This is a genomic window from Roseomonas sp. OT10, from assembly GCF_020991085.1.
Lineage (GTDB): Bacteria > Pseudomonadota > Alphaproteobacteria > Acetobacterales > Acetobacteraceae > Roseomonas > Roseomonas cutis.
Genome location: NZ_CP087719.1, coordinates 4,356,588 through 4,383,231, shown reverse-complemented (window position 1 = coordinate 4,383,231; position 26,644 = coordinate 4,356,588). Strand labels below are relative to the sequence as shown.

Below are 26,644 nucleotides of genomic sequence, written 5' to 3'. Positions count from 1 at the left end.
CGGCCTCAATCCGCCCGGGCACCGGAGATGCGGACCACCTCGGCCCATTTGGCGATGTCCCCCTTCAGGAAGTCGCGGAAGGCGTCGGGCGGCATGCCCACCGGCTCCAGCCCCTGCTCCAGCAGCTGCGGCCGCAGCTCCGGCGCCTCCAGCGCGCCCTTCAGCGCGGCATGGGCCCGGTCGCGGATGGCGTCCGGCAGCCTCGCCGGGCCGAACAGCCCGTGCCAGGCGGAGACGTCGAAATCGGCGATCCCCTGCTCCATGGCGGTGGGTACGTCCGGCGTCCAGGGCAGGCGCTGCGCCGAGGTCGCGGCGAGCGCGCGCAGCCTGCCCTCCCGCACGAAGGGCAGCAGCGCCGTCACCTGGTAGATCGTCATGGGCACGTGCCCGGCCACCACGTCCGTCAGCGCCTGGGCGGCGGCGCGGTAGGGAACGTGCTCCAGCGGGGCGCCCGTGCGCAGCTTCAGCAGCTCCCCCGCCAGGTGCGAGGAGGTGCCGTTCCCCGCGGAGGCGAAGGTGACGCTGGTCTGCGTCTTCGCCCAGGCGATGAACTCCGGCAGCGTCCTCGCCGGCACCTGCGGCCCCACCACCAGCAGGTTCGGCGCGGTGGTGACCAGCGAGATCGGCGTGAAGTCGCGCAGGATGTCATAGGGCAGGTTCGGCATCAGCGACGCGTTCACCGAATGCGAGGCGATGGAGCCCATCACCAGCGTATGGCCGTCGGGCGGCGACTTCGCGACCACCTCGGAGCCCACCACGCCGCCGGCGCCGGGGCGGTTCTCCACCACGATCGGCTGCCCCAGCGTCTGCGCCATGTGCGGCGTGACCAGCCGGCTCATGATGTCCGTGCTGGTGCCGGCGCCGAAGGGGACGACCAGCCGGATCGGCCGGCTGGGCCAGGGGGCCTGGGCCGCCGCGGGCCGCAGGGCGGCCGCCCCCAGCGCGGCGGTGCCGAGCAGGCGCGCGGCGAGGCGGCGGGTCAAACGGGTGCCGGGCATGGACGCTCTTCCTCCTGCGCCGGCCGCGGCGCACCGCTCCGGTCGGTCTGTGTTCCGGGGCGGCCGTGCCGCACCCGCCGGGGGAAGTCCAGCGAAGCGGCGGCCGCAGGGCAATGGGAAAGGCCGCGGATGCGTCGATTCCCGCATGGAGGCGGTGGCGTGGCCCCACGGGGCGATGCCGGGCCAGCTTGCCGCCGCGCGCCCCATCCGCTAAGCGCGATCCCGTCGGTTTCCGAAAGGGATTAATAGGGAACCCGCCACGATCCGGGCGTCGCAGGACGCGCGGGACGTGAACCGGGACTGCCCCCGCAACTGTAGGCGGCGAGCCTGATCCGCGCACACCACTGGGGGCCCGTCCCCTGGGAAGGTCGGATCGGGCGCTGACCCGCCAGTCAGGAGACCTGCCGGCATGCTTGCGTGAACCAGCCGGCGGGGTGTCCGGGGGAGGGGTGCTGATGGTCCGTTCGCGACGCGCGCAGCTGCGGCGTCCCGCCCGTGTGGCGGGGTGGGCCGCGCCTTCGTCCCCTATCCGATCCTCCGGCAGCCCCTCCGGAGACAGACCCCATGGCCTTTCCACGCATCGCCGCGCTCGCGGCTGCCTGCCTTGCCTCCTGGACGCTGCCCGCAGCCGCTGAGCCGACGCGCTATCCGCTGCAGGTCGAGAATTGCGGCTATACGCTGCGCTTCGACGCGGCGCCGCGGAACATCGTCACCATCGGCCAGTCGGTGACCGAGATCCTCTACGCCCTCGGCGCGGGCGACCGCATGGCCGGCACCTCGCTGTGGTTCAGCGCCGTGCTGCCGGAATTCGCCGAGCAGAACGCCCGCGTGCCGCGCATCGCCGACAACGCGCCCAGCTTCGAGGCCGTCATCAACAGGCGGCCCGGCCTGGTCGGGACGCAGTTCGAGTGGATGATCGGCAAGCAGGGCGTCGTGGGCACGCGCGAGCAGTTCCACGAGCTGGGCGCCCCCACCTACGTCATGCCCCCCGATTGCGAGGGTAAGAACAACCTGGTCGGCGCCGACGGCACCCGCACCGCCCCCTTCGGCACGGAGGCGCTGTACAAGGGCATCGCCCAGCTCGCGCAGATCGTGGACCGGCAGGATCAGGGCACGGCGCTGGTGGCCGGGCTGCGCGCGCGGGAGGCGGCGGCGGTCGCCCGCATCCGCGCGCTGAACCTGCCCGATGCCTCGGCGGTGTTCTGGTTCTCCTCCGCCGACCTGGATCTCGACCCCTATGTCGCCGGGCAGAAGGGCATCCCTGGCTACATGATGCGCACGCTGGGCATCCGCAACGTCGTGCAGTCGGACGAGGAGTGGCCCACCGTGGGGTGGGAAACCATCGCCCGCGCCAACCCCTCGGTGATCGTCGCCGCGCGGATGGACCGCCGCCGCTTCCCCGCCGACGACATCGAGAAGAAGCTCGCCTTCCTGCGCTCCGACCCGGTGACGCGGGAGATGGAGGCGGTGAAGCAGAACCGCATCGTCATCCTCGATGCCCATGCCATGCAGGCGACCCTCCGGCTGGTCGGCGGGCTGGAGGCCCTGACCGAGGCGATGGCCCGGATCCCGCGTTGAGCGGCAGCGCCATCGAGGCAGGGGCCGTCGCCCGGCTGGCCGGCCGGGCACTGCTGCACGGCGGCTGGATCGCCGCCCTGCTGGCGGCGGCGGTCCTGGCGGGGGTCTGCATCGGCGAGACGCCGATCCCCGTCGCGACGGTGTGGCAGACCCTGGCCAACCGCCTGCTCGGGGCCGGCTACGCGCTCGACCGCATCGACCAGGGCATCGTCTGGAACTACCGCCTGACGCGCGCCATCGTCGCCGGCTGTTGCGGCGCGGGCCTCGCCGTCTCGGGCGTGATCCTGCAGGCGCTGCTGCGCAACACGCTGGCCGACCCCTACCTGCTGGGCATCTCGGCCGGCGCCTCCACCGGGGCGGTGCTGGTGACGGTGGCGGGGGTGGGCGCGGGGGCGGTGTCGCTCTCCCTGGGGGCCTTCGCCGGGTCGCTGCTCGCCTTCGCCCTGGTCGCCGGCCTCGCGCGCGCCGCGGGCGGCGGGGCGGGGCTGCGCGCCGCCGGGCAGATCGTGCTGGCGGGCATCGCGGGCTCGCAGCTCTTCAATGCCCTCACCGCCTTCATCATCACCCGCTCCGCCAGCGCCGAGCAGGCGCGCGGCATCATGTTCTGGCTGATGGGCAACCTCAGCGGCGCGCGCTGGGACAATGTCGGCACGGCCGTGCCGGTGGCGCTGGCGGTGACGCTGCTCTGCCTCTGGCACGCCCGCGCGCTGGACGCCTTCACCTTCGGCGCCGATTCCGCCGCCTCGCTCGGCGTGCCGGTGCGGCGGGTGCAGGTGCTGCTGGTGGGCGGCGCCTCGCTCGCCACCGCCGTGATGGTCAGCATCGTCGGCGCCATCGGCTTCGTCGGACTGGTCATCCCGCATGCCGCCCGTTTCCTGGTGGGCGCGCGGCACGCGCGGCTGGTGCCGGCCTCGGCGCTGATCGGGGCGATGTTCCTGATCGCGGCGGACGTGGTGTCGCGGACCCTGGTGCGCGGCCAGGTGCTGCCGATCGGGGTGATCACCGCGTTGGTGGGCGCCCCCGTCTTCGCCGTGATCCTGCTGCGCGGGCGGCCGGCGCGGTGATCCTGGCGGCCGAGGCCCTGGGCTGGTCCACGCGCGGCGCCGCCATCCTGCGCGGCGTGGACCTCGCCGTGGCGGAGGGCGAGACGCTGGGGCTGATCGGGCCCAACGGCTCGGGCAAGTCCACCCTGCTGCGCCTGCTCGCGGGCGTGCTCGCCCCCACGGAGGGGCAGGTGCGGCTGCTCGGCCGGCCGCTGGCCCGGATGCGCCGGCGCGAGGCGGCGCAGCTCCTCGCCCTCGTGGAGCAGCAGGCGGAGACCGCCGAACGCATCACCCTGCGCGACGTGGTGGAGCTGGGGCGCACCCCCTGGCTCTCCGCGTTGCGGCCCTGGTCGGCGGCGGACGAGGCGGTGGTGGCGGGGGCGCTGGCGGCGGTGGGGCTGACGGAGCTCGCCGGGCGCGACTGGGCGACGCTCTCGGGCGGCGAGCGGCAGCGGGGCCACATCGCCCGCGCCCTGGCGCAGCAGCCGCACGTGCTGCTGCTGGACGAGCCGACCAACCACCTCGACATCCACCACCAGATCGCGATCCTGCGCCTCGTGGCCGGGCTGCCCGTCACCACGGTCGTGGCGCTGCACGACCTGAACCAGGCCATGGGCTGCGACCGCGTGGCAGTGATGCAGCACGGCCGGCTGGTCGCGCTGGGTCCCCCGGCCGAGGTGCTGGGCGTGGAACGGCTGCGCGAGGTCTTCGGCGTGCGCGCGACCGTCCTCACCGATCCCGCCGACGGGGCGCGGATCCTGCGTTTCCAGCCCCTCTCCTGAAGGAGCCGTCCATGCGCCCGCTTCTGCCGGCCGTCCTGCTGCTTGCCGCCACCGCCGGGCCCGCCCTGGCCGAGCTGTACGAGGTGCGGATGCTGAACCGCAATGAAACCGGCGGGATGGTGTACGAGCCGGACTACCTGCGCCTTGCGCCCGGCGACCGGGTGCGGTTCCGCGCCACCCACGTGACGCACAACGCCGCCTCGATGCCCGAGATGCTGCCGGCCGGGGCACGGCCCTTCAAGGGCCAGATCAACGAGGAGATCGAGGTCGCCTTCACCGAGCCGGGCTTCTACGGCATCAGGTGCATCCCGCACTATGCCATGGGAATGGTGATGCTGATCCAGGTGGGCGATGCCCTGGCCTCGGCGGCAGCCATCCCGGAGGGCCTGCCCGAGGTGGTGCGCCGGCGGTTCCGCGAGATCGCCGCCCGCGCCGACGGCCGCTGACGGTCGGGACCGTCAGGGCGCCGAAGGGGCGGCGGACCGGGAGGGGACGCTGTCCCCTCCCAGACCCTCCCCTGCCGGGGCCACAAGCGGGCCCCGGTCCCCGCTGGGAGTCTGGCGCTTCCGGTGGGCGTCAGCCTCCGGGCTAAACCCTGACGGAGCGTGGACAGGCGGGACTCCAGAAAAGAGTTGTAGGCGTCCGCGAGTGCGGTAGCCGTACCCGCCGAGGAGCATGGCTCCTCGGCGCCTCGACCCCGTCGCAATCATCCGCGCGGCAGCGCCCTTCGGGTCCAGGGCCCGCAGGGTCCTGGCGGAGTGGGGGTACGGGGGCGAGGCAGAGCCTTGCCCCCGGGCCACGGGCGCCACGCCAGCACGGATCAGGGCATCGAGCGGCCCGTATCATGCGGAGCGGGGCGGACCGCAGCGGACGTACACCTGACGCTGGATCGCCTCATGCGCCGCCCAGTCGATCGCCGGGCCGGGGGTGCCCTGGAGCCGGTTCAGCCCGTTCGAGCAGGCAAGCCGGAGGGGCGCGCGTGGTTGCCCTCCGCGATCACCACGCGCCCGCCCTGCTGCAGCACCCGGAACCGGGCCCGGAAGGCGGCCGCGCAGGACTTCCAGGCCCTGGCGGAGGTCCTACCGGGAAAACCCCCGGGGCCGGCTCCGGTGCCGTGTCCGGCGCCGCCGGCCATGGCCCAGCAGCGGTGCCAGCACCACCAGTGGCGCGGTGGCCAGCGGCAGCAGCCCCAGCCAGGCGGAGGCTGTCCGCGGCAACAGCACGAAGCCCAGCCCCGCGATCCCGGCCGCCGCCAGGTTCAGCAGCAGAGCCACCCACCACCAACGCAGGGCGCGCCGCCGACGCGCCTCCACCCCGACCGGGTCTCGCCCAGGATCGGTATAGGCCACGCCACCGCGGCCAACCTCGTAGAGCCGCGTGGGGTCCGGTTGGAAGGGTGGCGGCGCCTTCAGCGCCGCATCACCATGAAGGCCATGGGACGGCCCGACCGCCGCGCCTGCCGCAGCCGCCACCAGAACACCCCGGAGGCGACCAGCCCGGCCACCAGCAGCACGGGCAACAGCAGGCCGAGCATCAGCATGCCCAGCGCCGCCACCACCAGCCCGCCGACGACCAGCACCACCAGCGCCGCCACCCCGCCGATCCGGGCCAGCACCCGATCCAGCAGTCCGGGCGGCGCCGGCGTGCGGAACTCCCCATCCGGGGTCATGTCGAGGACGGGCTGACGGTCGGCCGCGAAGGGGTCCGCGTTGCGATGAGAGGCTCGGTGGTCGCTCATGCTGCGCATGTCGCCCCATCGGCCGGAGGGTTCAAGTCCGGTTCCTGTGTCGAAACATCTCGCCATCGCCGGACGGGACGGGGCAACCCCTCCTGTCGTGGCGGCGTTCCGGCCGGCATCACACAACACGGGATGGACACCATGCACCGGCTTCTGCTCGCCGCGGCCGTCATCGCGCCGATGGCCACCTTCGGCCCTGCCACACAGGCCCAGACCGCCCAGGCACCGGCCACCCCGGCGCCGACCGCGACCCAGGGGCGCGGGATGCAGATCGACGCCAGCCACATGCCGGCCAAGCGGCTGATCGACCGCGACGTCTACAGCACCGACAACGTCGAGATCGGCGAGATCGAGGACCTGATCATCGACCCTGCCCAGGGCCGCATCGTCACCGTGGTGATCGAGGTGGAAAACCGCCTCGGCCTGACCGACAAGTACGTGTCCGTGCCGCTGAACCAGCTTCGCTTCACCCCGGGCGAGCGGCGGATCACCATCAACATGACCCGCGACCAGGTCCGTTCCCTGCAAGGCATCGACTACCGCGACTGAGCCTCGGCGAGGGTCGGCCAGCCCCTCCGTGCCGCGGCGCCTCGCCATGCGCGGCGCGGCCCACCCCTTGCGCACCCCCTCCCGCCCCAGGCGATGCTGCTTCCCGCGCCGGGGACGGCTCCTCCAGCGGGGGCAGCGGGGAAAGGGTGGGCATGGGGACCTGGACGGCCATCGCAGGCATGGAGCGGCACCGGTTCGACGGGCTGCCGCAACTGCTTGCCGCCGCGTCGCCGCGCCGTTCGGGCGATGAGCTGGCCGGCCTGGCGGCGGAGAGCGACGCCCGGAGGGTGGCGGCACGGCTGGCGCTGGCCGACCTGCCGCTGCGCCACTTCCTGGCCGAGGCGGTCATCCCGTACGAGACGGACGAGGTCACCCGGCTGATCTCCGACCGGCACGACGCCGCCGCCTTCGCTCCCGTGGCGCACATGACGGTGGGGCAGTTCCGCGACTGGCTGCTCTCCCACGAGGCCGATGGCGCAGCGCTGGAGGCGCTCTCCCCCGGCCTGACGCCGGAGATGGTGGCCGCCGTCTCCAAGCTGATGCGCAACCAGGATCTGATGGCGGTCTCGCGCAAGCGCCGCGTCGTCACCCGCTTCCGCTCCACCCTGGGGTTGGAGGGCCGGCTTGCGACCCGGCTGCAGCCGAACCATCCGACCGACGACCCGCGCGGCATCGCCGCCTCGATGCTGGACGGGCTGCTCTGCGGCGCAGGAGATGCGGTGATCGGCGTGAATCCGGCCACCGACAGCGTGCCCAACGCCATCGCCCTGCTGCACATGCTGGACGCGGTGCGGGCGCGCTACGCCATCCCCACCCAAACCTGCGTCCTGACCCATGTCACCAACGCGATCGAGATCCTGCGCCGCGGGGCCCCCGTCGACCTCGTCTTCCAGTCGGTGGCGGGGACCGAGGGCGCCAATGCGGGCTTCGGCGTGAACCTTGCCCTGCTGCGCGAGGCGCGGGAGGCGGCGCTGGCGCAGAGGCGCATCGGCGCGGCCGGCGAGGCGATGCACGCCGAGGAGGTCATGTACTTCGAGACCGGCCAGGGCAGCGCTCTCTCCGCCGAGGCGCATCACGGCGTGGACCAGCAGACGCTGGAGGCGCGCGCCTATGCCGTCTGCCGCGAGTTCCGGCCCTTCATCGTCAACACGGTCGTCGGCTTCATCGGGCCGGAATACCTCTACGACGGCAAGCAGATCATCCGCGCGGGGCTGGAGGACCATTTCTGCGGCAAGCTGCTCGGCGTGCCGATGGGGGTGGACGTCTGCTACACCAACCATGCCGAGGCCGACGGCGACGACATGGACGGGCTGATGGCGCTGCTTGCCATCGCGGGCGTGAACTTCCTCATCACCGTCCCCGGCGCCGACGACATCATGCTGAACTACCAGAGCCTCAGCTTCCAGGATGCCCTGGCCCTGCGCCGCATGCTGGGGCTGCGCCCCGCCCCGGAGTTCGAGGACTGGCTGGCGCGGATGGAGATCACGGACCGCCAGGGGCATGTGCGCCTCGCCGGGCCGGCGCTGCCGCGGCTCGCCGCCCTGATGCATGAATCCGGGGAGGGCGCCGGTGCTGCCTGAACCCCCGGCCACGGGCCCGGCGGGCGATCCCTGGGACCGCCTGCGCGCCGCGACCCGGGCGCGGATCGGCCGTGGCCTGGCCGGCGATGCCATGCCGCTGCGCGAGGTGCTGGAGTTCCAGCTCGCCCATGCCCTGGCGCGCGACGCCGTCCATGCCAAGCTCGACGAGGCGGCGCTGGCGGAGGCCCTGGCGCCGCACCGCCCGATCCGGCTGGGCAGCGCCGCGCCGGACCGGGCGACCTACCTGCGCCGCCCCGATCTCGGCCGCGCCCTGGCGCCGGGCGCCGCGGCGCTTCTGCCGCGCGGCCCCCACGACGTGGCCTTCGTGCTGGCGGACGGCCTCTCGGCCACGGCGGTGCAGCGGCACGCCCCGGCGGTGTTCCACGCCTGCCTCGCGCGGTTGCGCGGCTGGTCGGTGGCGCCGCCGGTGATCGCCACCCAGGCGCGGGTGGCGCTGGGCGATGCGGTCGGCGCGGCGCTGGACGCCCGGCTGGTCGCCGTGCTGATCGGCGAGCGCCCGGGGCTGAGCGTGCCGGACAGCCTGGGCATCTACCTGACCTACGACCCCCGGCCCGGCCGGCGGGATTCGGAGCGCAACTGCCTCTCCAACATCCACGCCGCCGGGGGACTCAGCCCGCAGGCCGCGGCGGCCAAGCTGACCTGGCTGATGCGGGAGGCGCTGGCCCGCAAGCTGACCGGCACAGGGCTGAAGGACGATGCCGATCCCGCGACGCTGGAGACGGCGACCGATGCGCCCGCCCTCCCGCCGCCGCGCGACCCTTCCTGACAGGCGCCGCCGCGCGGCCGTGACAATCCCGTCCCCCTGGGGTTTGCTGTGGTCCTCCCCATGGTACGGACGGTCAGAATCCGGATGCGACGCCTTCTCCTCGCCGCCTGCCTTGCGCTCACGCCGATGGCGCCGCAGGCCCAGACCCTCCGCTTCGCCTTCCAGGGAGAGGTGCAGTCCCTCGACCCCTATGCGGTGAACGAGACCTTCACCACGGCCTTCCTCTCCTCCGTCTACGAGCCGCTGGTGCGCCGCAAGCCCGACCTGTCGCTGGAGCCGGGCCTCGCGGAATCCTGGGAGCGGGTGAGCGACACGCTCTGGCGCTTTCGGCTGCGCCCGAACGTGCGCTTCCACGGCGGCGAGCCCTTCACCGCCGACGACGCGGTGTTCAGTCTCCGGCGCATCGCCCGCCCCGGCTCCAACCTCGTCGCCCGCGTCGTCTCGGTGAAGGCGGCCCGTGCCCCCGATCCGCACACGCTGGAGATCGAGACGGACGGCCCCGCCCCCACCCTGCTGGCCGACCTGACCAACGTGCTCATCATGCCGCGCGGCTGGGCCACGGAGCACGGGGCGGAGGAGCCGGTGGACATCCGCACCCGCCGCGACAACTTCGCCAACCGCAACGCCAACGGCACGGGCCCCTTCCGCGTCGTCAGCCACGAGCCCGGCCAGCGCACCGTGCTGCGCCGGCAGGAGGCGTGGTGGGACACCATGCCCGGCAATGTGCGGGAGGTGGTCTTCACCCCGATCGGGTCGGACGCCACCCGCGTCGCGGCGCTGCTGTCGGGGCAGGTGGACCTCGCCTGGCCGATCCCGGTGCAGGACGTGCCGCGCATCGAGCGCAGCGAGGGTCTGCGGATGATCGAGCAGCGCGAGCTGCGCACCATCTTCCTCGGCCTGGACCAGGCCAGCCCGGAGTTGCGGAACAGCGACGTGAAGGGGAAGAACCCGCTCGCCGACGTGCGGGTGCGGGAGGCGCTGTACCGCGCCATCGACATCGAGGCGATCAAGGCCCGCGTCATGCGCGGCCGCGCCGCCCCCACCGCCCTGCTGAACGGCCCGGGGATCGAGGGCTTCGACGCCGCGCTGAACGACGCCCGCCCGCGCCACGACCGCGCCCGCGCGAAGCAGCTCCTGGCCGAGGCGGGCTATCCCGACGGCTTCGGCCTCGGGCTCAACTGCCCCAACAACCGCTACGTCAACGACGAGTCGATCTGCGCCGCCGTCGCCGCGATGCTGGCGCAGGTCGGCGTGCGGGTGACGGTGACGGCGGAGCCCTTCGGCACCTTCTTCAGCAAGGTCAGCCGGCGCGAAGTCTCCGCCTACCTGCTCGGCACCACGCCGCCGACCTATGACAGCTTCTCGACCATGTTCGCCCAGCTCCTCTGCCGCGAGGACCAGCTCAACGGCCGCCCCGGGCTGCGCGGCGGCGGCTCCACCAATGCCGGCGGCTTCTGCGACGAGGAGGCGGACCGCGCCATCATGGCCGCCCGGGTGGAACTGGACCCGGCGAAGCGCCGCGCCGACTTCTCCACCGCCTGGCGCCGCATGGTCGAGCTCTACGGCTACATCCCGCTGCACCAGCAGTACCTGTCCTGGGGCGTGCGGCAATCCGTCTCGCTGGAGCCGCGGCCGGACGACGTGCTCGACCTGCGCTTCGTCACCGTCCGTTGAGGGTGGGGCCGATGAGGGTCGGCATCGTCGGGGCGGGCGCGGTCGGCCTCGCCGCCGCCTGGAACGCCGCCCGCCGCGGCCATGCGGTGGAGGTGTTCGAGGCCGGGCCGATCCCCAACCCGCTCGCCGCCAGCATGGACCAGCACCGGCTCTGCCGCGTGCCCTATGGCAGCCAGGACGGCTACGCCCGGCTGATGGCGCCCGCCATGGAGTCCTGGGAGCGGCTGTGGGACGCGCTGGGCGAGCGCCTCTACGATGAGCGCGGCTGCCTCGCCCTGCACACGAATGACGGCGACTGGACGGAACGCTCCCGCGCCTCGCTCGCCCGGCTCGGCCTGCCGCATGCCGTGCTGACGCCGGCGCAGGTGGCGGAACGCTTCCCCGTCCTGCGCGTGGAGGACGCCCGCTGGGGCCTCTGGACGCAGCCGGGCGGGGTGCTCTTCGCCGATTCCATCACCGCCGGCTTCGCCCGCCTCGCGGCCGAGGCGGGGGCCGTGCTGCGGCCCGACACCCCCGCCGAGGCGGTGGGCGAGGACGGCAGCCTGCGCGCCGGCGGTACGGCATTCCGCTTCGATGCGGTGCTGGTCGCCGCCGGGGCCTGGACGCCACGCCTGCTGCCCTGGACCGGCGACGGCCAGACCCCGCTGCGCCAGGTGGTGGTCTATGCCGCCCCGCCGCCGGAACTGGCGGAGGCCTGGGCGGCGACGCCCATCCTGCTCGACATGGGCGGGCCGCGCGGGCTGTTCTGCGCCCCGCCCGGCCAGGGGCGCGGGCTGAAGTTCGGCGTCGGCGCCCTGAACCGCCCCGGCGAGCCCGACCAGCGCCGCAGCCCCGAGCCGGGCGAGGCGGAGATGGTGCTGGACGCCTGGCGTAGCCGGCTGGCCCTGTTCGAGGACTATGCCCTGACGGGCGCGCGGGTCTGCGTCTATGCCGGCCGGGCGGACGAGACCTTCACCGCCGCGCGCCGCGGCCGGGTGGTGGCGATCACCGGCTGCGCCGGCCATGCCTTCAAGTTTGCGGCGCTGCTGGGCGAGGGGCTGGCGGCGGCGCTGGAAGGCGGCGAGGCGGAACTGCGCTGGATGCGCGGCGAGGCGGAGGCGTTCGACCCGCGCCGCCTGCTCCCCGCCGCCTGATCCATAAGGCTTCCCGGCGATCCGTCCGGAGCAGGCTGCGATCGGATGGGCCATCCGGACGCGTGAGGGTGCCATTATGCGGACGGCACGCCCCCGCCCGGCGTGCTGTGATGGCCCGGCGTCGGACCGGGAGGGGACGCCGGCCTGCGGCATCGACGCCGTGCGTCGATCCCCGTCCCAGACCCTCCCCTGCCGGGGCCACAAGCGGGCCCCGGACCCCGCTGGGAGTCTGGTGCTGCGCAGTAGGCGTCAGCCTGCGGGCTGAACCCTGACGGAGCGCGGACAGGCGGGACCCTGAAAAGCGTCATAGGCGTCAGCGAGTGTGGAGGCCGTACCCGCGGAGGAGCATGGCTCCTCGGCGCCTCGACCCCGTGTCCGGCTGTCCCGCGGCAGCGCCCTTCGGGTCCAGGGCCCGCAGGGTCCTGGCGGAGTGGGGGTATCGGGGGCGAGGCAGCGCCTTGCCCCCGGGGGCAGTCACTGACGCGGCACCGATGGCGGCAACACGCTATGGCCTGTCCGGGCCTGAGGGCGTCCCGCGCCACACCGGCGCCAGGTAGAGCGCCAGCAGGAAGGCGGCCGTCACCCCGATGGCGACCGTCAGCCCGATGCCACGCAGCACGGGCGTGCCGCAGAAGGCCAGCAGGCCGAAGGTCAGCAGGGTGGTGACGGCGCAGGTCAGCACGGCGGCGCGGTTGCGGTCGGCGGCTTCGCCCGGCGCGGGCTGGTTCAGGAACAGGGCGTAGTCCATCCCCACCCCCGCCAGCAGCAGCAGCGCGGCGAGGTGGAAGGGCGTCAGCCGCTCGCCCAGCAGGGAGAGCGCGGCCAGCGTCACCACCAGCGCCCCCGCGATCGGCGCCGCCACGCGCAGCGCCTCCACCGGCCCGGCGCGGCCCGCCCGCCGCAGCCCGAGGGCGAGCAGCCCCAGCACCCCCGCCCCGCCCAGCGCCACCCAGAGCAGGGCGCGCTGCGTCGTGGCGGCGATCATTCCCTGGGTTTCGCCCTTGATGTCCACCACCAGCACGGCGGGGTCGCGCAGCCCCTCCACCGCCGCGCGCAGCGCCGCCGGGTCGCGCAGGCCGGAGGGCACCGCCAGCCCCTGCCAGCCTTCGCCGCGTCGGGCGAGCAGCGGGCCGAGCCGGGCGGAAAGCAGCGGCGCCCCCGCCAGCGCCCCGGCGGTCAGGGGGGCGAGCGTCCGGCTCTCCGCGACGGCGGCGAGGAAGGGCGCGAAGGCGTTGGCCCGGAAGGGCAGGCCGGCCCCGGCCTCGGCCAGCCGGGCGCGCAGCACTGCCGGGTCGGGCAGCGCCGCCTGCCGCGCGTATTGCGCCGCGGCACTCGGCAGGTAGCGGCTGGGCAGGTCCAGCCCGGCGAGCGTCCCGGCGGCCACCAGTGGCGCCAGCGCCGCCTCCACGCGCTCCGAACGCCGCAGCACCGCCTCGGCCGTGTCGCCGCGCAGGGCGACCAGCACCCGCACGTCCGGCGCGCCGAGCTGGCCGCGCAGCTCCGTGTCCAGGTCGCGCTGCGCCTGTGGCACGGGGCTGAGGTTGGCGAGGTCGTCCTCCCATCGCGGGCCGCCGGACAAGGCCAGAGCAAGCGCCGCGAGGCCGATCAGCCCGTACCCCCAGCGCCGGCCCTGCATCGCGGCCAGGGCGCGTGCGAGCGGCCCGGGCAGCGGCCGTGTCTCCAGCGCGCCCTCCGGCATCAGCCGGGGCAGGCCCCAGCGCGTCACCGCCACGCCCACCAGCAGCCCCACCGCCCCGAACAGGCCGAGCTGCGCCAGGCCGGGGAAGCCGGAGGCCAGCATCGCCACCAGCCCCAGCGCCGCCGCCAGCGCCGCCAGCCGCAGGGTCGGCCAGATGCGCCGCGCCGCCTCGGGCAGGGTCTCCTCCGGCCGGCGCTGGGTGACGAGCAGGATGGGGTAGTCCACCGCGACCCCCAGCATGGTCATGCCGAAGCCCAGCGCCGCCCCGTGCAGGTGCCCGAACGCCGCCGCCGTGACCGCCGCCGCCGCCAGCGTCCCGGCGGCCAGCGGCACCGCCACCACCAGCAGCATGCGCAGCGACCGGGTGCGCCAGAACAGGAAGCCGGCGATCAACAGGCCCGACAGGACGGAGATCATCTCCACGTCCGACTTCACCGCCGCCGCCGCCTCGGCCGCGAAGACCCCCGGCCCGCTGAGCAGCAGCCGCGCCGAACCGGGACCGGCGTGGGCGAAGCCGTCGCGCACCGCCTGTGCCGCCAGCCGCTGCCCCTCCGTGTCCAGCCCCGACGCCGTGCTGCGCGCCACCAGCAGGGCGCGCGGCGGCCCCTCGCCATTCTCCCCCTTGGCCGCGAACCAGACGCCCTGGCGCAGTTCCACCCGGCTCTGCCCCAGCCAGCCGCGCAGCAGGTCCAGGAAGGCCCCCACCGGATCGGCGAAGCCGAAGCGCGCCAGCACCGGCGAGGCGGCGGAGCGCAGCCCGTCCAGCAGCGCCGTCAGCTTCGCCCGCAGCGCCGGCACCTCGAACAGCGCGGGGGTGACGCTGGCGGAGAGCAGGTAGCGTTGCCGGAAGACCAGCTCACGCTCGGCATCCGACAGGTCCAGCGCGCCGTTGCCGACGAAGGCGAAGCGCCCCGAGGCACGCAGCGAATCTCCCAGCGCGCGGGAGAGGCGGGCCAGCTCGCCCTCCGGCGCGCCCTCGATCCCCACCAGCAGCAGCGTGGTCGCGGCGCCGCTGCGCAGCTCCTCCAGCAGGAAGGCGGCGGCGGGCGTCTCCGCGGGCGGGAGGAAGTCGCTCATCTCCGTCCGCAGCGGCAGCGCGCGGAACACTCCCGCCCCCAGCAGGGCGAGCACCAGCAGAGCGGCCAGCAGCCGGCCCGTCCCGCGCAGGGAGGGCGGAAGGCGGCCGGCCGGGCCGCTCACGGGCGGGGCGTGATCCGCATCCGGGTGGTGCCGTCGCTGCCCTGGGTCACCACGCCCAGGACGGCATCGGCCCGCCCCGTCACCTCGATCCGCTGCACCGCGACCCGCACCCGGGCGGAGAGCGGGGTCAGCACCATTCGCCATTCCCCCGCCGGATCGCCCTCGAAGCCGATCTCGTAGTGGCGCCGCAGCGTCGCGAGGTCGCCCGCCAGGGTCGAGCGCACCGCTTCCACCAGCGGCCGCAGCTCCGGCGACTGGTCCAGGCTCAGCTCACGCCGGATGCCCTGGTCCGGCCGCTCGAAGGTGAGCCGGTCGCCCTCCACCGTGAGCCGCTCGCGGATCGGGTCCTCGGTGCGTTTCTCCAGCCGGTCGGGGGCCTGCCAGGAGAGGGTGCCCGTGCTGGGCAGCGGCAGGGCCAGCTCCGGCAGCGCCTTCTCCTCCAGGAACTCGGCCTGTCCGGAGGTCCGCGCCGCGAGGGAGCGCATCACCGCCTCCAGCGGCGTCTCCGCCCAGGCGAGGCTCGTCCCCAGCAGCACCGCCGCCAACCCGGCCCGCACGGCGGCCCGGCGCGCCAGCCAGGCTGGCCGGGACGCCGGAACGGCCTCCGCCGGCAGCTCCTCCCAGAAGTCGAAGAAGTTGAACCAGTTCTCCGGGTTCTCCCGCGCCACCGCCTCCACCCGCGCCGCGTAGCGGGCCACGGAATCGGCCAGGTCCGCCTGCCGCGTGGCGCGGCGCAGCACGATCCGGTCGGCGAAAGGCTCGAACCGCGCCTCGTAGCGCCGTGGCCCGCGCCAGAGTCCGAAGGCCAGGAAGACAGGCGCATCCAGCACCGCGGCCAGCACGTGCGGCCCCAGCGGAAAGGCGGCCGGCTGCCCCAGGAAGGGCACCCGCGCCAGCTTGGCCTCCGCCGTGCCGGGCGGGGCCCGGTCCGCGAGGATGGTCACCAGCCCGCCCCGCTCCAGGCACTCCTTCGCCCGCAGCATGGCATCCGGCCGCCCGAGCGGCACCACCGAGGCCGCCTGCCGTGGCCCCAGCGCGTCGAAGAAGGCGCTGACGACGGCGGCGTTGTCCTGGTGCATCAGCGCCACCACCTCGACCGGGCAGCCGCGCTCGCCCACCGCCCGCAGCGCCTCGAAGCTGCCGAGATGCGCGCCGAACAGGATGCATCCCTCACCGCGCAGGATGCGCGCCTCCAGCGGCTCCACCCCCGCCAGGTCCAGCCGGTAGCCCGCCTCCCCTCCGCCGAGCAACAGCACCCGGTCCAGCACCGTCGCCGCGAAGGCGAAGTACTGCCGGTACTGGTCGCGGAACCGTGGCGCCCGCCCGAGCGCCCGCGCCAGGAAGCGCCGCGACGCCTCCCGCTGCGCCGCGGGCGCCGAGAGCAGGAAGTACAGCGTCACCGGCCAGAGCAGCCCATAGGCCACCCGGAACCCCAGCCGCCGCACGATCCACAGCATCAGCCGCAACGCCGCCGTGCCGCCGCGCTCCCTCTGCCGCGTCCAGCTCATGCGACGTGGTGTCCCGTGGCCCGGGGGGAGGCGGCGCCTCCCCCGGCTACCCCCCTCCGCCGGGGCCACAGCCGGGCTCCGGACCCCGGCGGGAGTCCGCCACCGGCGGCCATGCAGGCCAAGACAGGGCCGCGCGTGCCGAGGCCGAACTCGCCGGGGAGCCAGGCTCCCCGGCGCACGACGTCACCGTGAACGGGGGGCCAGGGGCTCTGCTCCTGGCGGATAGGGGGTGTCGGGGGAAAGGCAGTGCCTTTTCCCCGGGGGAGAGCGCCACGCCTCACGCCGCCAGCTCTCCCGCCAGCACCGTGGCGCCCTCGCGCTCGCAGGCGAAGGTCACGCGCCCCGGGGCGCGGCGTTCCAGGCGGATGGCTACCTCCTCCTCCGGCCGCACCGGCGCGGTGAACTTGGCGCGGAGCAGGCGGGTCGCCGGGCCCCAGCCGGCCGCGCGCGTCGCCTCCAGCACGGCGTCGAGCAGCACCACGCCGGGCACCACGGGATTCCCCGGGAAATGCCCGGGCAGGCAGGGGTGCGAGGCCGGCACGACCAGCCGGGCCGAGCGGACCTCCGGAGTGGTGTCGGGCATGGGTCAGCCGGGGTCCGCCGTGCCCTGGCGCAGCAGGGCCAGGGCGCGTCGGGTCAGCTTGCCCACCGGGTCGCGCGGCAGGGCGTCCAGCATCACCACCGGCCGCGGCAGGAAGACCGGCTCCAACTGCGGACGGAGCGCGGCCAGGATATCGGCCGGGGTGCGGCCGGGCGCCACGACATAGGCGGCGAGGCGGGCGGAGGGGTTGCGGTCCAGGTCCTCGGGCGCGACGAAGACGCCGTCCTGCACGCCCTCGACCTCGGCCAGCAGGCGGTTCAGCCCGGCCAGGGAGGCGCGCTTGCCGCCCAGCTTCACCACGTCCGAGCGCCGGCCGAGCAGGCGGAAGCAGCCATCGGGCCGCAGCGACATCGCATCGGCCAGGGGGACGCGGGCGGGCATGCCGGGCACCTCGGCCTCGACGGCGTCCTCGCCGGCCGGGTGCAGCACGACGCCGCGGTAGGGGCGCCATTCCTCCCCCCCCACCGTGCGCCGGCTGGCGATGGAGCCGACCTCCGTGGCGCCGTAGATCTCCAGCACCCGCGTGCCCCACGCCTGCTCGGCGGAATCGGCGAGCGCGGGCGACAGCGGGGCGGTGGCGGAGATCACCGCCTCGACCGGCGGCAGCGCCGCGCCCGAGCCGAGCAGGGCGCGCATCTGCAGCGGCGTGGTCACCAGCACCCGGCGGCCGGGGGCGGCGGCCAGCGCCTCGGCCACCTCGACCGGGTAGAAATGCGGCCCGGCATGGCTGGCGGTGCCGGCGTGCAGCGGCAGGACCAGGGTGGTCTCGAAGCCGTACATGTGCTGCGGCGGGACGGTGGCGACCAGCGTCGCCTCGCCGCCCGGATGGCCGCGCTCCAGCCCGAAGCGCGCGGCGGCGGCCCCGGCCGCGGCGACCAGGGCGTGCCAGCTCTTGGGGTGCGCCGCCGGCTCGCCCGTGCTGCCGGAGGTGAAGCCGATCACGGCGATGCGGTCGAGCGGGATGGCCGGGTTGGGGGCCGGGCCGCCCGGCGCATCCGTCGCCGCGACCACGACCATCGGCAGCGGCCCGCCCCCGCCCACCTCCGGCGAGGTGGCCGGGGAGGCGCCGTCCGGCAGCAGCCCGTCCGTCAGGGCATAGGCGCCGGGGAAGCGCGCGGCCAGCTCGCGCTGGCGCCGCTCCGAGCGGTCGGCAGAGAGCAGCGTGACCTGCCCGCGCGACAGGGCGGCGGCGAAGCCGACCAGCGCCAGGTAGCGGTCGCCGCAGAGATTCAGCACCTCCGCCCGGTCCGGCAGGCGCGCGGCCAGCGCCGCCACGTCGGCCAGGAAGGCGCCCACGGTCACGGGGGCGGCGCCGCGGCGGAAGAGGATCTCCTCCGGCCCGCGGATGGTCAGCGGCGCGGTGCCGGTTGGCGCGGTCTCGATCATGGGGCGGTCACGCGCGTCCGGCGGCGGTGGCGGAAAGGATGGCGCGGCAGGTGCGCCAGGGCGTGGCGCGGCCGTACTGCGGAAAGCGGAGGCTGCGGACCACGTGCTCGCCCAGGAAGAGCAGCGTGCAGAGCAGCAGCATCCCGCCCGTCAGCACCGGCGCCGGCACGGCCGGCGCCACGCCCGCCAGCGGCAGGACCTGCACCAGCGCGCCGAGGCCCAGCAGCACCGCCCAGAACGCCGTCAGCCCGCGCGCATAGGCGGCGCATTCCGGCGGCAGGTGGCCGAAGTCGAAGCGGCTGTAGCGGGCGATCAGCGGCTCCTGTCCCCGGCGGAGCGTCAGGCCGAAATGGGCGGCGAGCAGCGCCATCCCCAGCATGGTCCCGGCATGGAACAGCCAGGCCGCGAGGGCCGGCGCGGCCAGGAACAGGAGCGCCAGCGCCAGCGCCGCCGCGGCGCGCCAGGGACGGGTGCGGGGCGGGCCGGCCAGCAGGGAAAGCAGCATCGGCAGCGGACGGGCCTGCCCGTCCGCGAGGCCCGCCTGACTTGGGTCTGCATGCGCAGGGCATGGAGCGGGCACCGTCGCCGGCCATGGCCCCAGCCCTGCCGGCAGGCGGTCCGGGTCCATGCCTCAGCGCGCCCGGCTGGTCTCGATATGCGAGGCCAGGCTACGCAGCGAGGCGAAGATGCGATGGTTGCGCTCGTCGTCCGAGCGCAGCTGGAAACCGTAGCGGCGGGAGACGGCAAGGGCGATCTCGAGCGCGTCGATGGAATCCAGCCCCAGCCCCTCGCCGAAGAGGGGCGCCACCGGGTCGATCGCCTCGGGCGCGACCTCCAGGTGCAGAGCCTCGACGATCAGGGCCGCCACCTCGGCCTCCAGCGGCGAGGCCGCAGGGGCGTCGTCCCGGGTTGTCAGCGTCGAACTCACCGAAGGCGCCTCCGCCGGAACCGTCTCGGAAACTGGGACGGAACATTCGAGATTGAACCAGAACATCAGCGAAACTCTTTGAAAGATCAACCAGCGAGCGTACTCCCGGCTCTTATGGTTGTCTGGCGTGTCTAGACTGTGACAGGCCCCGCGGCACCCTCCGAACGGGTGGCCCCCGGCGGGGCCGGTGCCGCGCCGCGGGCCAGGGCCAGCCGGGCCAGCGGGGTGGCGGCCACGGTGCAGAGGATCGCCATCGCGACCAGGGCGGAGAAGACCGGCTGGCCGATCAGCCCCGCCTCCAGCAGCACCGCCAGCACCACCACCTCCATCAGCCCCTTGGCCTGCATCAGCGCACCCAGTGCCAGGGCCGAGGGCCAGGGCTCGCCCGTCCAGCGGGCCGGCAGCGCGGTGCCGGCGACCTTGCCCACCACCGTCGCCGCCGTGACCACCGCCAGCAGGCCGAGGAAGGCCGCCGAATCCGGCTCGATCAGCGCGCGCAGCCCGGTGAAGACGAAGAAGAAGGGCAGCAGCGCCGCGGCCACCAGCGGTTCCAGCCGCGCCAGCAGCGGGGCGCGCCAGGCGGCGGGGATCACCGTGCCGGCGGCGAAGGCGCCGATGATGTAGCCCATCTCGATCGCCTCGGCCGCCGCGGCGGACGCGAAGGTGACCGCCAGGGCGACCACCAGCATCGTCCCGGGCTCGGGGTGGCGCGCCGCCAGCCGCGCCAGCAGCGGCCGCGCGCCCCAGCCCAGCGCCGCCACCCAGAGCGCCGCCAGCCCGGTGACCCGCAGCGCCTCCGCCCCGCTGCCATGGGACAGGGCCAGGGTCACGGCGATCAGCAGCCACAGCGCGGCATCGTTCAGCGCGGCGAGGGCCAGGGCCGTCTGCCCCAGCCGCCCGGCGATCAGCCCCATCTCCCGCAGGATGGCGGCCAGCACCGGCAGGGCGGTGACCGCGAGGCACAGGGCGATGGCCGCGACGAAGCCCGGCAGGTCCCCGCGCGGCCCCAGCGCGCCGGGCACCGCGCCCGCGATCCAGGCCGCCGCCCCCGCCCCGAGGGCCAGTGGCAGCAGCATGCTGCCCAGCGCCGGGGCGGCGAGCCGGCGCGCGCCGTCGCGCAGCGTGGCGAGGTCGAGGTGCAGCCCGCTGACCAGCACGTAGAGCACCACCCCCAGCGTCGCGAGGCCGGAGAGCGCGCCCAGCACCGGGGGCGGGAACAGCGCCGCGTGCCAGTCGGGCGCCAGCCGCCCCAGCCCGGAGGGGCCCAGCAGCACCCCGGCCAGGATCTGCACCACGGCCAGCGGCGCGACCGCGCGCACGGCGCGCAGCCGCCAGAGCAGCCAGGGCAGCAGGACGAGGACGAGCGCGATCAGCAGCAGGGCGAGCCGGGGGTTGGCCATGCAGGGCCTGCGGCGGTCAGTCGAAGGGGTCGGCGGCGGAGGCGACCGTCGCCTCCGACTGGTAGAAGGACCAGGCGATGCCGATGGCGGCGGAGACGTTCCAGTTGTCGCGGAACAGCGGGCTGTCGCGGTTGGCCGCGCCGTGGAAGGACTCCACCCGTCCGCCGCCATAGACGGAGACCCGCGGGTTCAGCGGCACCCGGTAGGAGAACTGCAGGCGGGTGCCGAGATAGCCGCCCTCCGCGTCATAGGCCGGGCGGCCGGGCCGGACGTAGCGCGGCTCCACCTCGTAGAAGTAGTCCATCAGCCGCTCGGTCGCGACGATCGGCCCGATGCCGGCGCGCAGCCTGTCGCCGGCGAAGCGCAGGCCGCGCTGCTCGAAGGCCAGCTCGGGCGAGAAGACCACGCCGCGGAAGTGGATCGAGGAGAGGTCGGTCGAGAAGACCGCGCGCACCGGCAGCTCCAGGTTGATCCGCCGCGCCGCGCCGGGATCGCGCCACAGGGTCAGGCGCAGCGCCGGCCCCACCTCGCCCTGCCAGTCCAGGTCCGGCATCCCCTCGCGCGCCCTGTTGTCCGAGGAGGAGGAGGGGAAGGCGCCGGAGAAGCTGAGGTCGAGCCCGATGCTGTCGGAGCTGTAGACGCGCCCCCGGACCCCCTGGTCGTCGCTGCGCAGGATCTGGCCGCGATAGATGACGTAGGGCACGGGGATGGCCTGGAGGTGGTTCTGCCCGGCGGCCGGGTAGTCCGGCACCCAGGCGGCCGCGCCGCCGATCCCCGCCTCGAAGACCGGCAGGCGGACCTCCTGCGCCGCCACGGGGCCGGCGGCGAGCAGGGCCAGGAGGCCCAGGGCGGGGGCGGTGCGGCAGGGGCGGCTCATGCCGGGCGCTCCGCCACCAGCAGCACGTTGGGCAGCGGCGTCCCGGCCCAGCAGGGGCTCACCCGCACGGCGAAGCCCGCCGCCGTCAGCGGCGCCGCGAGCGCGGGCAGCGACAGGGGCCGGATCGACGCCTCCCGCGCCCCGCGCAGGGCGCGGTTCGCGACTTCCATGGCGCGTCCCACCCGGGTCCGCCAGCCCGCATCCGGATCGAAGGCGCGGATCACCACGCGCCGCCGCGCCGCCGCGGCCACCCGTCCCAGCAGGGCGTGCTGTGCTGCCTCCGGCATCTGGTACAGCACGTCCACCAGCATCACCGTGTCGCTGGCCGGCACCGGGGCGCGGGACAGGTCGGCGGCCGTGAAGCAGGCCGGCAGTCCCCGTGCCGCCTCGCGCGCCTCGCCGATCTTCGCCGCGTCCAGGTCCAGGCCCGCGACGGACTCCGCCCGCCCCGCCAGGAGCAGGGCCAGGGCGAGCTGCCCCCGGCCGCAGCCGAGATCGGCCAGGTGGCCGAAGCCCCCCGCCGCCTCCGCCGCCGCGAGGATCGCCGCCGTCGCCGGGTCGCGCCGCAGCTTGGACCGCACGTAGCCCTGCGCGAAGCGCGAGGCCTTGCCGTAGCGCGAGGCGACGGCGGCGACCAGCGCGTCGGGGTCGGCAAGGGGGACAGGGGTGGGGGCTGTCCGGTCGGGGGCTGTCATGTGGGGGGCTGTCAGGGCGGCAGCTCGGGCAGGGCACACGGCGGGACGGAATTCCGTTCGGTCAGGCACGGAACTATGCGGGCGGCGATTCCGGGCGGCAACGCCGCCGCGGCGGCCCGCGCGGCGGCGTGGCGCTCCCCCGCGGCGCGGCTGGCCGGCGAAGGCCGGGCCCGCGGGGGGGCGAGCGAGCCCCAGGGCGCGGGTGCGACCCCTCACGCCCCCGGGCGCCGGGCGGTGTAGGCGCGGAAGAGGCCCAGGGCGGTCTCGCAGCGGACCTCGGCGAAGCCTTGCCGCGACAGGTGCCGGAGGATGGTGGCGGCCGGGACGCAGGCCTCGATCGTGTCCCAGTAGTACCCCATCAGCGTTCCGGCGCGCGGGGCGGTGAGGCGGGAGAGGGCGGGGACCACGCGGCCCAGGTAGGTGCGGGCCGCGGCATGGGCGAAGGCTCCGTCCGGCCGGCCGATCTCCAGCAGCAGGACGGTGCCGCCGGGGCGCAGCACGCGGTGGAACTCGGCGAAGGCGACGTCCAGGTCGGCGACGTGGCGCAGGGCGTAGCCCATGGAGAGGAAGTCGATGCTCTCCGCGGGCAGGGGCAGCGCCTCCGCGCGGCCCTGGATCAGGGGGATGGGCAGGTGGCGCCGCGCCTCGGCCAGCATGCCGCCGCTCGGGTCCAGCCCGAGCACGGCGTCCGGCTCCCCGGTCAGCCGCACCGCCTCCCGCGCCACCAGCCCGGTCCCCACCGCCACGTCCAGCACGCGCTGCCCCGGCCGCAGCCCGGCCCGGGCCAGCGCCTTGCGCCGGTACCAGCCGCCGGTGCCCAGCGAGAAGATCCGGTTGATCCGGTCGTATTGCGGGGCGGTGTCGTCGAAGAGCTGCCGCAGGAAGCCCACCCGCGCGATCGGGGCGCCATAGTATCCCGGCAGCGGCGGATGCGGCGCGGCCGGGGCAGGGGGCGTCGTCTGCGGCATGGCTCTCCTGGGCCTCAGGCGGAAGCGGGTGCTTGGGGCCCGTCCGAGAGGGGCCGCGGGGCGGTCCGGCGGTGTCTTTCGCGCCGCATCGCCGCGTCCCTCGCGGACAGGCTCTTAGAGCAGATCGCACCGGACGGGAAATCGCCGCCGGTCCGAAGGCGCGCGGAAAACAAGGGGCAGGGCGGGTCCCGGCCGCCGGTCACCCGCACGGCCCACGGGCGGCACGGGGCGGGACGGGAGGGGGCGGGACGGGAGGGCGCGGCCCGGGCGGCGGCGCGGGGCCGGTTTCCGATGCGGATCGATCTGCTCTATCCTCGCTGCCCAAACAGGAACCGCCGCAGCACCGTGCCCCGCCTCCCCGAATCCCGCCGTGCCGGGGGCAACGACCCTCCCGCCCGAACCGGGGACGGCCCGGCCACCGGGCCGTGGCACCCCTTGCGGACCCCGCTCTTCTACCTCGTGCTGCTGGCCTTCGCCGTGCTGTCGCTGCTGTGGAGCCTGCCGGCCGGGCTGCTGTACCGGGTCATGCCGGCCCGCGCCGGGCAGACGCTGGGCCAGCGGGCGATCATGACCGGCTTCCGCCTCTACCTGTGGCTGATGCGGGTCACCGGCATGCTGCGCGTGGACCTCTCGGCCCTGGACACGCTGCGCGGGGCGGGGGCGCTGGTGATCGCGCCCAGCCACCCCTCCCTGCTCGACGCCGTGCTGGTGATCTCGCGCCTGCCGCGGGTGGTCTGCATCGCCAAGGCGGGCGTGTGGGACAACCCGCTGCTCGGCGGCGGCGTGCGGCTCGCCGGCTATATCCGCAACGATGCCACCCGCGCGATGGTCCGCCGCGCGGCGGAGGAGGTGCGCGCCGGCCGGCAGCTGCTGATCTTCCCCGAAGGCACCCGCACCCGCCGGCCGCCGCTGGGGCCCTGCAGCCGCTCCTTCGCGGTGATGGCCCGGATGGCCGGCGCCCCCGTCCAGACGGTGGTGATCGAAAGCGACTCGCCCTACCTGCGCCCCGGCTGGCCGCTCTGGCGCCGCCCACCGCTGCCGCTGGTCTACCGCGTCCGCCTCGGCCGCCGCTTCCAGCCCGCCGGCTCGGCCCAGGCGCTGAGCGACGCGATCGAGGCGCATCTGCGCGAGGAGCTGTCGCGCGACGGAAGGGCCGTGCCCGGCGGCGGGCCCGCCCCGGTGCCGGTGGCCGCCGCGCCCGTCCACGCGCAGCCTGCCGCGTGAGCGCCGCGATCCGGCCGCAGGAGGCGGCGCCGGGCCGGGAAAGGCCGGCGGCCGGGGCGGTGCCCGGCCAGCCCTCCGTCACGCATCTGGTCCTCATCCCGTCCTACAACAGCGGCCAGGCGCTGCTGGAGACCGTGCGGCAGGCCAGGGCCCGCTGGAGCCCCGTCTGGGTGGTGGTGGACGGCAGCACCGACGGCTCGGCGGAGCCGCTGGGGCGGCTGGCGGCGGGCGATCCGGGGCTGTGCGTGTTCCACCGGCCGCGCAACGGCGGCAAGGGGGCGGCGGTGCTGGAGGGGCTGGAACGCGCCGCGGCGGCGGGCTTCACCCACGCCCTGGTCATGGATGCGGACGGACAGCACCCGGCGGACCATATCCCGCGCTTCATGGCGGCCTCGGCCGGGCGGCCGGAGGCGATGATCCTCGGCCGCCCGCTCTTCGGCCCCGAGGCCCCGGCGATCCGCGTGCGGGGGCGCCGCATCTCCAACTTCTGGACGGATCTGGAGACGCTTTGGGCGGGGATCGGGGATTCCCTCTTCGGCTTCCGCATCTACCCCGTGGCGCCGCTGCTGGCGGTGATGCACGCCACCCGCTGGATGCGCCGCTACGACTTCGACGCCGAGGCGGCGGTGCGCCTGTGCTGGCGCGGGGTGCCGCCGGTCAGCCTGCCCGCCCCGGTGCGCTACCCCAGCGCGGCGGAGGGCGGCATCTCCCACTTCCGCTACGGCCGCGACAACCTGCTGCTGACAGCCATGCACACCCGCCTGGTGCTGGGTTTCCTGGCGCGCCTGCCCCGGCTGGCCTGGCAGCGGGCGCGGCGCTGACCGGGATCGGGCGCCGCGGCAGGCCCGGGGTGGTGGGTCGCGTGGCCGGCCGCGGCCAGGGGGAAGGCTCCGCCTTGCCCCCCGGACCCCCCCCATCCGCCAGGAGCAGAGCCCCTGGACCCCCTTTCACGGACGCGTCGCACGCCGGGGAGCCATGCTCCCCGGCGACGGCGGCCGCAGCACGTGCGGCCTTTGATTCTTCCTCGGTGCCCCGCCTGTCCGCGCGCTCCCCGGATGCCGCCCGCAGGCTGACACCGGCCATGCGGCGCCAGACTCCCAGCGGGGTCCGGGGCCCGCTCGTGGCCCCGGCGAAGGGGGGCGGGGGAGGCTGACCTCCCCCGGTTCGACGATGGAGGTCAGCCTCCCCACCAGACATCCAGGAAATGCCGCACCTCCCGCTGGAGGTCCGACATTTCCGGGCTGTCGGCGAAGCCGCCATGCGGCATGCCCTCCCAGAGCTGCAGGTCGCAGGGGATGCCGGCCCGGCGCAGGCTGCGCTGCATCCGCACCGCGTTGGACAGGAACAGGTCGCGCGTGCCGGCGCTGAGGAAGGTGGGCGGGAAGCCGCGCCGGAAGTCGCCGAAGAGCGGCGAGAGGTAGGGATGCGCCAGGTCGTGCCCGGCCGCATAGACCCGGTTGGCCTCGCCCAGCCCGGTCTTCAGGGCGACGTCGATCCAGCGGTTGGTCTCGAAGGTATCGCCGGATTCCGTCAGGTCGAGCTCCGGCGTCAGCAGGGCCGCCGCGCGCGGCATCGGCAGCCCCTCGTCCCGGGCGCGCAGCACCGTGGCGGCGGCGAGATTCCCGCCGGCCGAGACGCCGTGGACGATGATCCGCCGGGGGTCGAGGACCTTCAGCATCTCGCGATAGGCGGCCAGGCAATCGTCCAGCGGGGCGGGATAGGGGTGGGCCGGCGGCATGCGGTAGTCCACGCCCCAGACCATGCAGTCATAGGCGGCCGCCTGGACCGCCGCCCCGAAGCGGGCGCCGTTGCCGCCCCCCGCGATCAGCCCGCCGCCATGGATCTCCAGCATGATGCGGGTCAGCGTGCGGGGAGAGGCGCGGCGCGGGGCGGCGATAAAGAGTGTCGCCTCGCCCAGGGGGCGGGTCTCCACATGCACGTCCAGTGCGACGAGGCGGCGATCCACCTCCGCGGTCTTCGCGGCGTCGGCGCTGGCGATCCGTTCGGCCAGCAGGGCCCAGCCCCCCCGGTCCGAGGCGGGGGGCAGCGGCGTCCAGGGCGCCTGGGCGGCGGCGCGCATGCCCGCCTTCGCCTCCTCGCTGATCGAGGGCGGCAGCGGGATCCGCCGCGGCCCCAGGACCAGGGTCCCGTCCGGCTCGGCGGCATAGGGCGGCGCGGGCGGCGGCCCGGCGGCTCCGGCGGCCCGCGGCCCGGCCGCCAGCGGCACGGTGGCCAGGCCGGTGGCGAGCAGGGCGCGGCGGTTCAGGGCAGGAGCGGGGGCTGGTCGCCGGGGCAT

Annotated in this window: 25 protein-coding genes and 1 riboswitch; of the genes, 11 read left to right on the top strand and 14 right to left on the bottom strand. The window is 75.2% G+C overall.

All coding sequences use genetic code 11. The features are described from left to right. Nucleotides 1–5 precede the first annotated feature (5 nt). The gene (locus tag LPC08_RS19940; protein ID WP_230449979.1) at nucleotides 6–998 is read right to left on the bottom strand and encodes a Bug family tripartite tricarboxylate transporter substrate binding protein; all 993 of its coding nucleotides are present in this window, start codon (nucleotides 996–998) and stop codon (nucleotides 6–8) included. 209 nt (nucleotides 999–1,207) lie between these two features. Next, a riboswitch (cobalamin riboswitch) is annotated at nucleotides 1,208–1,421 on the top strand. A 141-nt stretch (nucleotides 1,422–1,562) separates the two neighbouring features. On the opposite strand from LPC08_RS19940, the gene LPC08_RS19935 reads away from it, so the two are divergent. The 4 genes from LPC08_RS19935 to LPC08_RS19920 are packed head-to-tail and all read left to right on the top strand — an operon-like array spanning nucleotide 1,563 to nucleotide 4,847. Continuing rightward, on the top strand, nucleotides 1,563–2,576 hold the full coding sequence (locus LPC08_RS19935) for an ABC transporter substrate-binding protein (RefSeq protein WP_230449978.1): 1,014 nt from the start codon (nucleotides 1,563–1,565) through the stop codon (nucleotides 2,574–2,576). After that, nucleotides 2,573–3,640 carry a FecCD family ABC transporter permease gene (locus LPC08_RS19930; RefSeq protein ID WP_370643260.1) on the top strand — a complete coding sequence of 356 codons (1,068 nt, stop codon included), beginning with the start codon at nucleotides 2,573–2,575 and terminating at the stop codon, nucleotides 3,638–3,640. The genes LPC08_RS19935 and LPC08_RS19930 overlap by 4 nt, the downstream gene beginning before the upstream one ends. Next, on the top strand, nucleotides 3,637–4,401 hold the full coding sequence (locus LPC08_RS19925; protein ID WP_230449977.1) for an ABC transporter ATP-binding protein: 765 nt from the start codon (nucleotides 3,637–3,639) through the stop codon (nucleotides 4,399–4,401). The genes LPC08_RS19930 and LPC08_RS19925 overlap by 4 nt, the downstream gene beginning before the upstream one ends. Before the next feature lie 11 nt (nucleotides 4,402–4,412). Continuing rightward, complete coding sequence (locus LPC08_RS19920) at nucleotides 4,413–4,847, top strand: pseudoazurin (RefSeq protein ID WP_230449976.1); 435 nt, start codon at nucleotides 4,413–4,415, stop codon at nucleotides 4,845–4,847. 633 nt (nucleotides 4,848–5,480) lie between these two features. Here LPC08_RS19920 and LPC08_RS19915 read toward each other — a convergent pair. Both LPC08_RS19915 and LPC08_RS19910 read right to left on the bottom strand, forming a co-directional pair. Next, nucleotides 5,481–5,750, bottom strand: coding sequence for a hypothetical protein (locus tag LPC08_RS19915; RefSeq protein ID WP_230449975.1), 270 nt, complete (start codon nucleotides 5,748–5,750; stop codon nucleotides 5,481–5,483). Nucleotides 5,751–5,809: 59 nt separating this feature from the next. Then, nucleotides 5,810–6,139 (bottom strand): hypothetical protein, encoded by a 330-nt coding sequence (locus LPC08_RS19910; protein ID WP_230449974.1) that lies wholly within the window; start codon nucleotides 6,137–6,139, stop codon nucleotides 5,810–5,812. Between the two features lie 141 nt (nucleotides 6,140–6,280). Between LPC08_RS19910 and LPC08_RS19905 the strand changes: the two genes are divergently transcribed. From LPC08_RS19905 to LPC08_RS19885, 5 genes are all read left to right on the top strand, one after another. Continuing rightward, nucleotides 6,281–6,688, top strand: coding sequence for a PRC-barrel domain-containing protein (locus LPC08_RS19905; protein ID WP_230449973.1), 408 nt, complete (start codon nucleotides 6,281–6,283; stop codon nucleotides 6,686–6,688). Between the two features lie 152 nt (nucleotides 6,689–6,840). Further along, a complete protein-coding gene (locus tag LPC08_RS19900; protein WP_230449972.1) occupies nucleotides 6,841–8,268 on the top strand; it encodes an ethanolamine ammonia-lyase subunit EutB in 1,428 nt (475 codons plus the stop codon). After that, nucleotides 8,258–9,055 (top strand): ethanolamine ammonia-lyase subunit EutC, encoded by a 798-nt coding sequence (gene eutC, locus LPC08_RS19895; protein ID WP_230449971.1) that lies wholly within the window; start codon nucleotides 8,258–8,260, stop codon nucleotides 9,053–9,055. The genes LPC08_RS19900 and eutC overlap by 11 nt, the downstream gene beginning before the upstream one ends. An 84-nt stretch (nucleotides 9,056–9,139) precedes the next feature. After that, nucleotides 9,140–10,729, top strand: a complete 1,590-nt coding sequence (locus LPC08_RS19890; protein ID WP_230449970.1) for an ABC transporter substrate-binding protein — start codon at nucleotides 9,140–9,142, stop codon at nucleotides 10,727–10,729. A gap of 11 nt (nucleotides 10,730–10,740) precedes the next feature. Next, a complete protein-coding gene (locus LPC08_RS19885) occupies nucleotides 10,741–11,862 on the top strand; it encodes an FAD-dependent oxidoreductase (protein ID WP_230449969.1) in 1,122 nt (373 codons plus the stop codon). 505 nt (nucleotides 11,863–12,367) lie between these two features. On the opposite strand, the gene LPC08_RS19880 is transcribed toward LPC08_RS19885, so the two are convergent. From LPC08_RS19880 to LPC08_RS19835, 10 genes are all read right to left on the bottom strand, one after another. Beyond that, nucleotides 12,368–14,761 carry an MMPL family transporter gene (locus LPC08_RS19880; protein ID WP_230449968.1) on the bottom strand — a complete coding sequence of 798 codons (2,394 nt, stop codon included), beginning with the start codon at nucleotides 14,759–14,761 and terminating at the stop codon, nucleotides 12,368–12,370. Further along, entirely contained in the window at nucleotides 14,758–16,269 is a 1,512-nt protein-coding gene (locus tag LPC08_RS19875; protein WP_230449967.1) for an LpxL/LpxP family acyltransferase, read from the bottom strand. Before LPC08_RS19875 ends, LPC08_RS19880 begins: the two co-directional genes overlap by 4 nt. 277 nt (nucleotides 16,270–16,546) lie before the next feature. Continuing rightward, a complete protein-coding gene (locus tag LPC08_RS19870; RefSeq protein ID WP_230449966.1) occupies nucleotides 16,547–16,852 on the bottom strand; it encodes an ApeI family dehydratase in 306 nt (101 codons plus the stop codon). 3 nt (nucleotides 16,853–16,855) lie between these two features. Beyond that, entirely contained in the window at nucleotides 16,856–18,256 is a 1,401-nt protein-coding gene (locus LPC08_RS19865) for an AMP-binding protein (RefSeq protein WP_230449965.1), read from the bottom strand. A 7-nt stretch (nucleotides 18,257–18,263) separates the two neighbouring features. Beyond that, the gene (locus tag LPC08_RS19860; RefSeq protein WP_230449964.1) at nucleotides 18,264–18,761 is read right to left on the bottom strand and encodes a COG4648 family protein; all 498 of its coding nucleotides are present in this window, start codon (nucleotides 18,759–18,761) and stop codon (nucleotides 18,264–18,266) included. A 126-nt stretch (nucleotides 18,762–18,887) separates the two neighbouring features. Further along, entirely contained in the window at nucleotides 18,888–19,184 is a 297-nt protein-coding gene (locus LPC08_RS19855; protein ID WP_304622035.1) for a phosphopantetheine-binding protein, read from the bottom strand. A gap of 131 nt (nucleotides 19,185–19,315) precedes the next feature. Then, nucleotides 19,316–20,584, bottom strand: coding sequence for a cation:proton antiporter (locus LPC08_RS19850; protein ID WP_230449963.1), 1,269 nt, complete (start codon nucleotides 20,582–20,584; stop codon nucleotides 19,316–19,318). Between the two features lie 16 nt (nucleotides 20,585–20,600). Next, nucleotides 20,601–21,461, bottom strand: coding sequence for a MipA/OmpV family protein (locus tag LPC08_RS19845; protein ID WP_230449962.1), 861 nt, complete (start codon nucleotides 21,459–21,461; stop codon nucleotides 20,601–20,603). Beyond that, nucleotides 21,458–22,156, bottom strand: a complete 699-nt coding sequence (locus LPC08_RS19840) for a methyltransferase domain-containing protein (protein ID WP_230449961.1) — start codon at nucleotides 22,154–22,156, stop codon at nucleotides 21,458–21,460. The genes LPC08_RS19845 and LPC08_RS19840 overlap by 4 nt, the downstream gene beginning before the upstream one ends. A gap of 212 nt (nucleotides 22,157–22,368) precedes the next feature. Then, nucleotides 22,369–23,124 (bottom strand): class I SAM-dependent methyltransferase, encoded by a 756-nt coding sequence (locus tag LPC08_RS19835; protein ID WP_230449960.1) that lies wholly within the window; start codon nucleotides 23,122–23,124, stop codon nucleotides 22,369–22,371. 435 nt (nucleotides 23,125–23,559) lie between these two features. Between LPC08_RS19835 and LPC08_RS19830 the strand changes: the two genes are divergently transcribed. Continuing rightward, on the top strand, nucleotides 23,560–24,348 hold the full coding sequence (locus LPC08_RS19830; protein WP_230449959.1) for a lysophospholipid acyltransferase family protein: 789 nt from the start codon (nucleotides 23,560–23,562) through the stop codon (nucleotides 24,346–24,348). Continuing rightward, nucleotides 24,345–25,169 (top strand): glycosyltransferase family 2 protein, encoded by an 825-nt coding sequence (locus LPC08_RS19825; RefSeq protein ID WP_230449958.1) that lies wholly within the window; start codon nucleotides 24,345–24,347, stop codon nucleotides 25,167–25,169. The genes LPC08_RS19830 and LPC08_RS19825 overlap by 4 nt, the downstream gene beginning before the upstream one ends. 356 nt (nucleotides 25,170–25,525) lie before the next feature. On the opposite strand, the gene LPC08_RS19820 is transcribed toward LPC08_RS19825, so the two are convergent. Next, entirely contained in the window at nucleotides 25,526–26,644 is a 1,119-nt protein-coding gene (locus LPC08_RS19820) for an alpha/beta hydrolase (RefSeq protein ID WP_230449957.1), read from the bottom strand.

Coding starts and splice junctions, on each gene's coding strand:
- LPC08_RS19875 (WP_230449967.1), bottom strand. CDS start 16,269: ATGAGCTGGACGCGGCAGAGGGAGCGCGGCGGCACGGCGGCGTTGCGG.
- LPC08_RS19860 (WP_230449964.1), bottom strand. CDS start 18,761: ATGCTGCTTTCCCTGCTGGCCGGCCCGCCCCGCACCCGTCCCTGGCGC.
- LPC08_RS19890 (WP_230449970.1), top strand. CDS start 9,140: ATGCGACGCCTTCTCCTCGCCGCCTGCCTTGCGCTCACGCCGATGGCG.
- LPC08_RS19900 (WP_230449972.1), top strand. CDS start 6,841: ATGGGGACCTGGACGGCCATCGCAGGCATGGAGCGGCACCGGTTCGAC.
- LPC08_RS19820 (WP_230449957.1), bottom strand. CDS start 26,644: ATGCCCCGGCGACCAGCCCCCGCTCCTGCCCTGAACCGCCGCGCCCTG.
- LPC08_RS19940 (WP_230449979.1), bottom strand. CDS start 998: ATGCCCGGCACCCGTTTGACCCGCCGCCTCGCCGCGCGCCTGCTCGGC.
- LPC08_RS19905 (WP_230449973.1), top strand. CDS start 6,281: ATGCACCGGCTTCTGCTCGCCGCGGCCGTCATCGCGCCGATGGCCACC.
- LPC08_RS19885 (WP_230449969.1), top strand. CDS start 10,741: ATGAGGGTCGGCATCGTCGGGGCGGGCGCGGTCGGCCTCGCCGCCGCC.
- LPC08_RS19835 (WP_230449960.1), bottom strand. CDS start 23,124: ATGCCGCAGACGACGCCCCCTGCCCCGGCCGCGCCGCATCCGCCGCTG.
- LPC08_RS19840 (WP_230449961.1), bottom strand. CDS start 22,156: ATGACAGCCCCCGACCGGACAGCCCCCACCCCTGTCCCCCTTGCCGAC.
- LPC08_RS19870 (WP_230449966.1), bottom strand. CDS start 16,852: ATGCCCGACACCACTCCGGAGGTCCGCTCGGCCCGGCTGGTCGTGCCG.
- LPC08_RS19850 (WP_230449963.1), bottom strand. CDS start 20,584: ATGGCCAACCCCCGGCTCGCCCTGCTGCTGATCGCGCTCGTCCTCGTC.
- LPC08_RS19910 (WP_230449974.1), bottom strand. CDS start 6,139: ATGAGCGACCACCGAGCCTCTCATCGCAACGCGGACCCCTTCGCGGCC.
- LPC08_RS19845 (WP_230449962.1), bottom strand. CDS start 21,461: ATGAGCCGCCCCTGCCGCACCGCCCCCGCCCTGGGCCTCCTGGCCCTG.
- LPC08_RS19920 (WP_230449976.1), top strand. CDS start 4,413: ATGCGCCCGCTTCTGCCGGCCGTCCTGCTGCTTGCCGCCACCGCCGGG.
- LPC08_RS19865 (WP_230449965.1), bottom strand. CDS start 18,256: ATGATCGAGACCGCGCCAACCGGCACCGCGCCGCTGACCATCCGCGGG.
- LPC08_RS19935 (WP_230449978.1), top strand. CDS start 1,563: ATGGCCTTTCCACGCATCGCCGCGCTCGCGGCTGCCTGCCTTGCCTCC.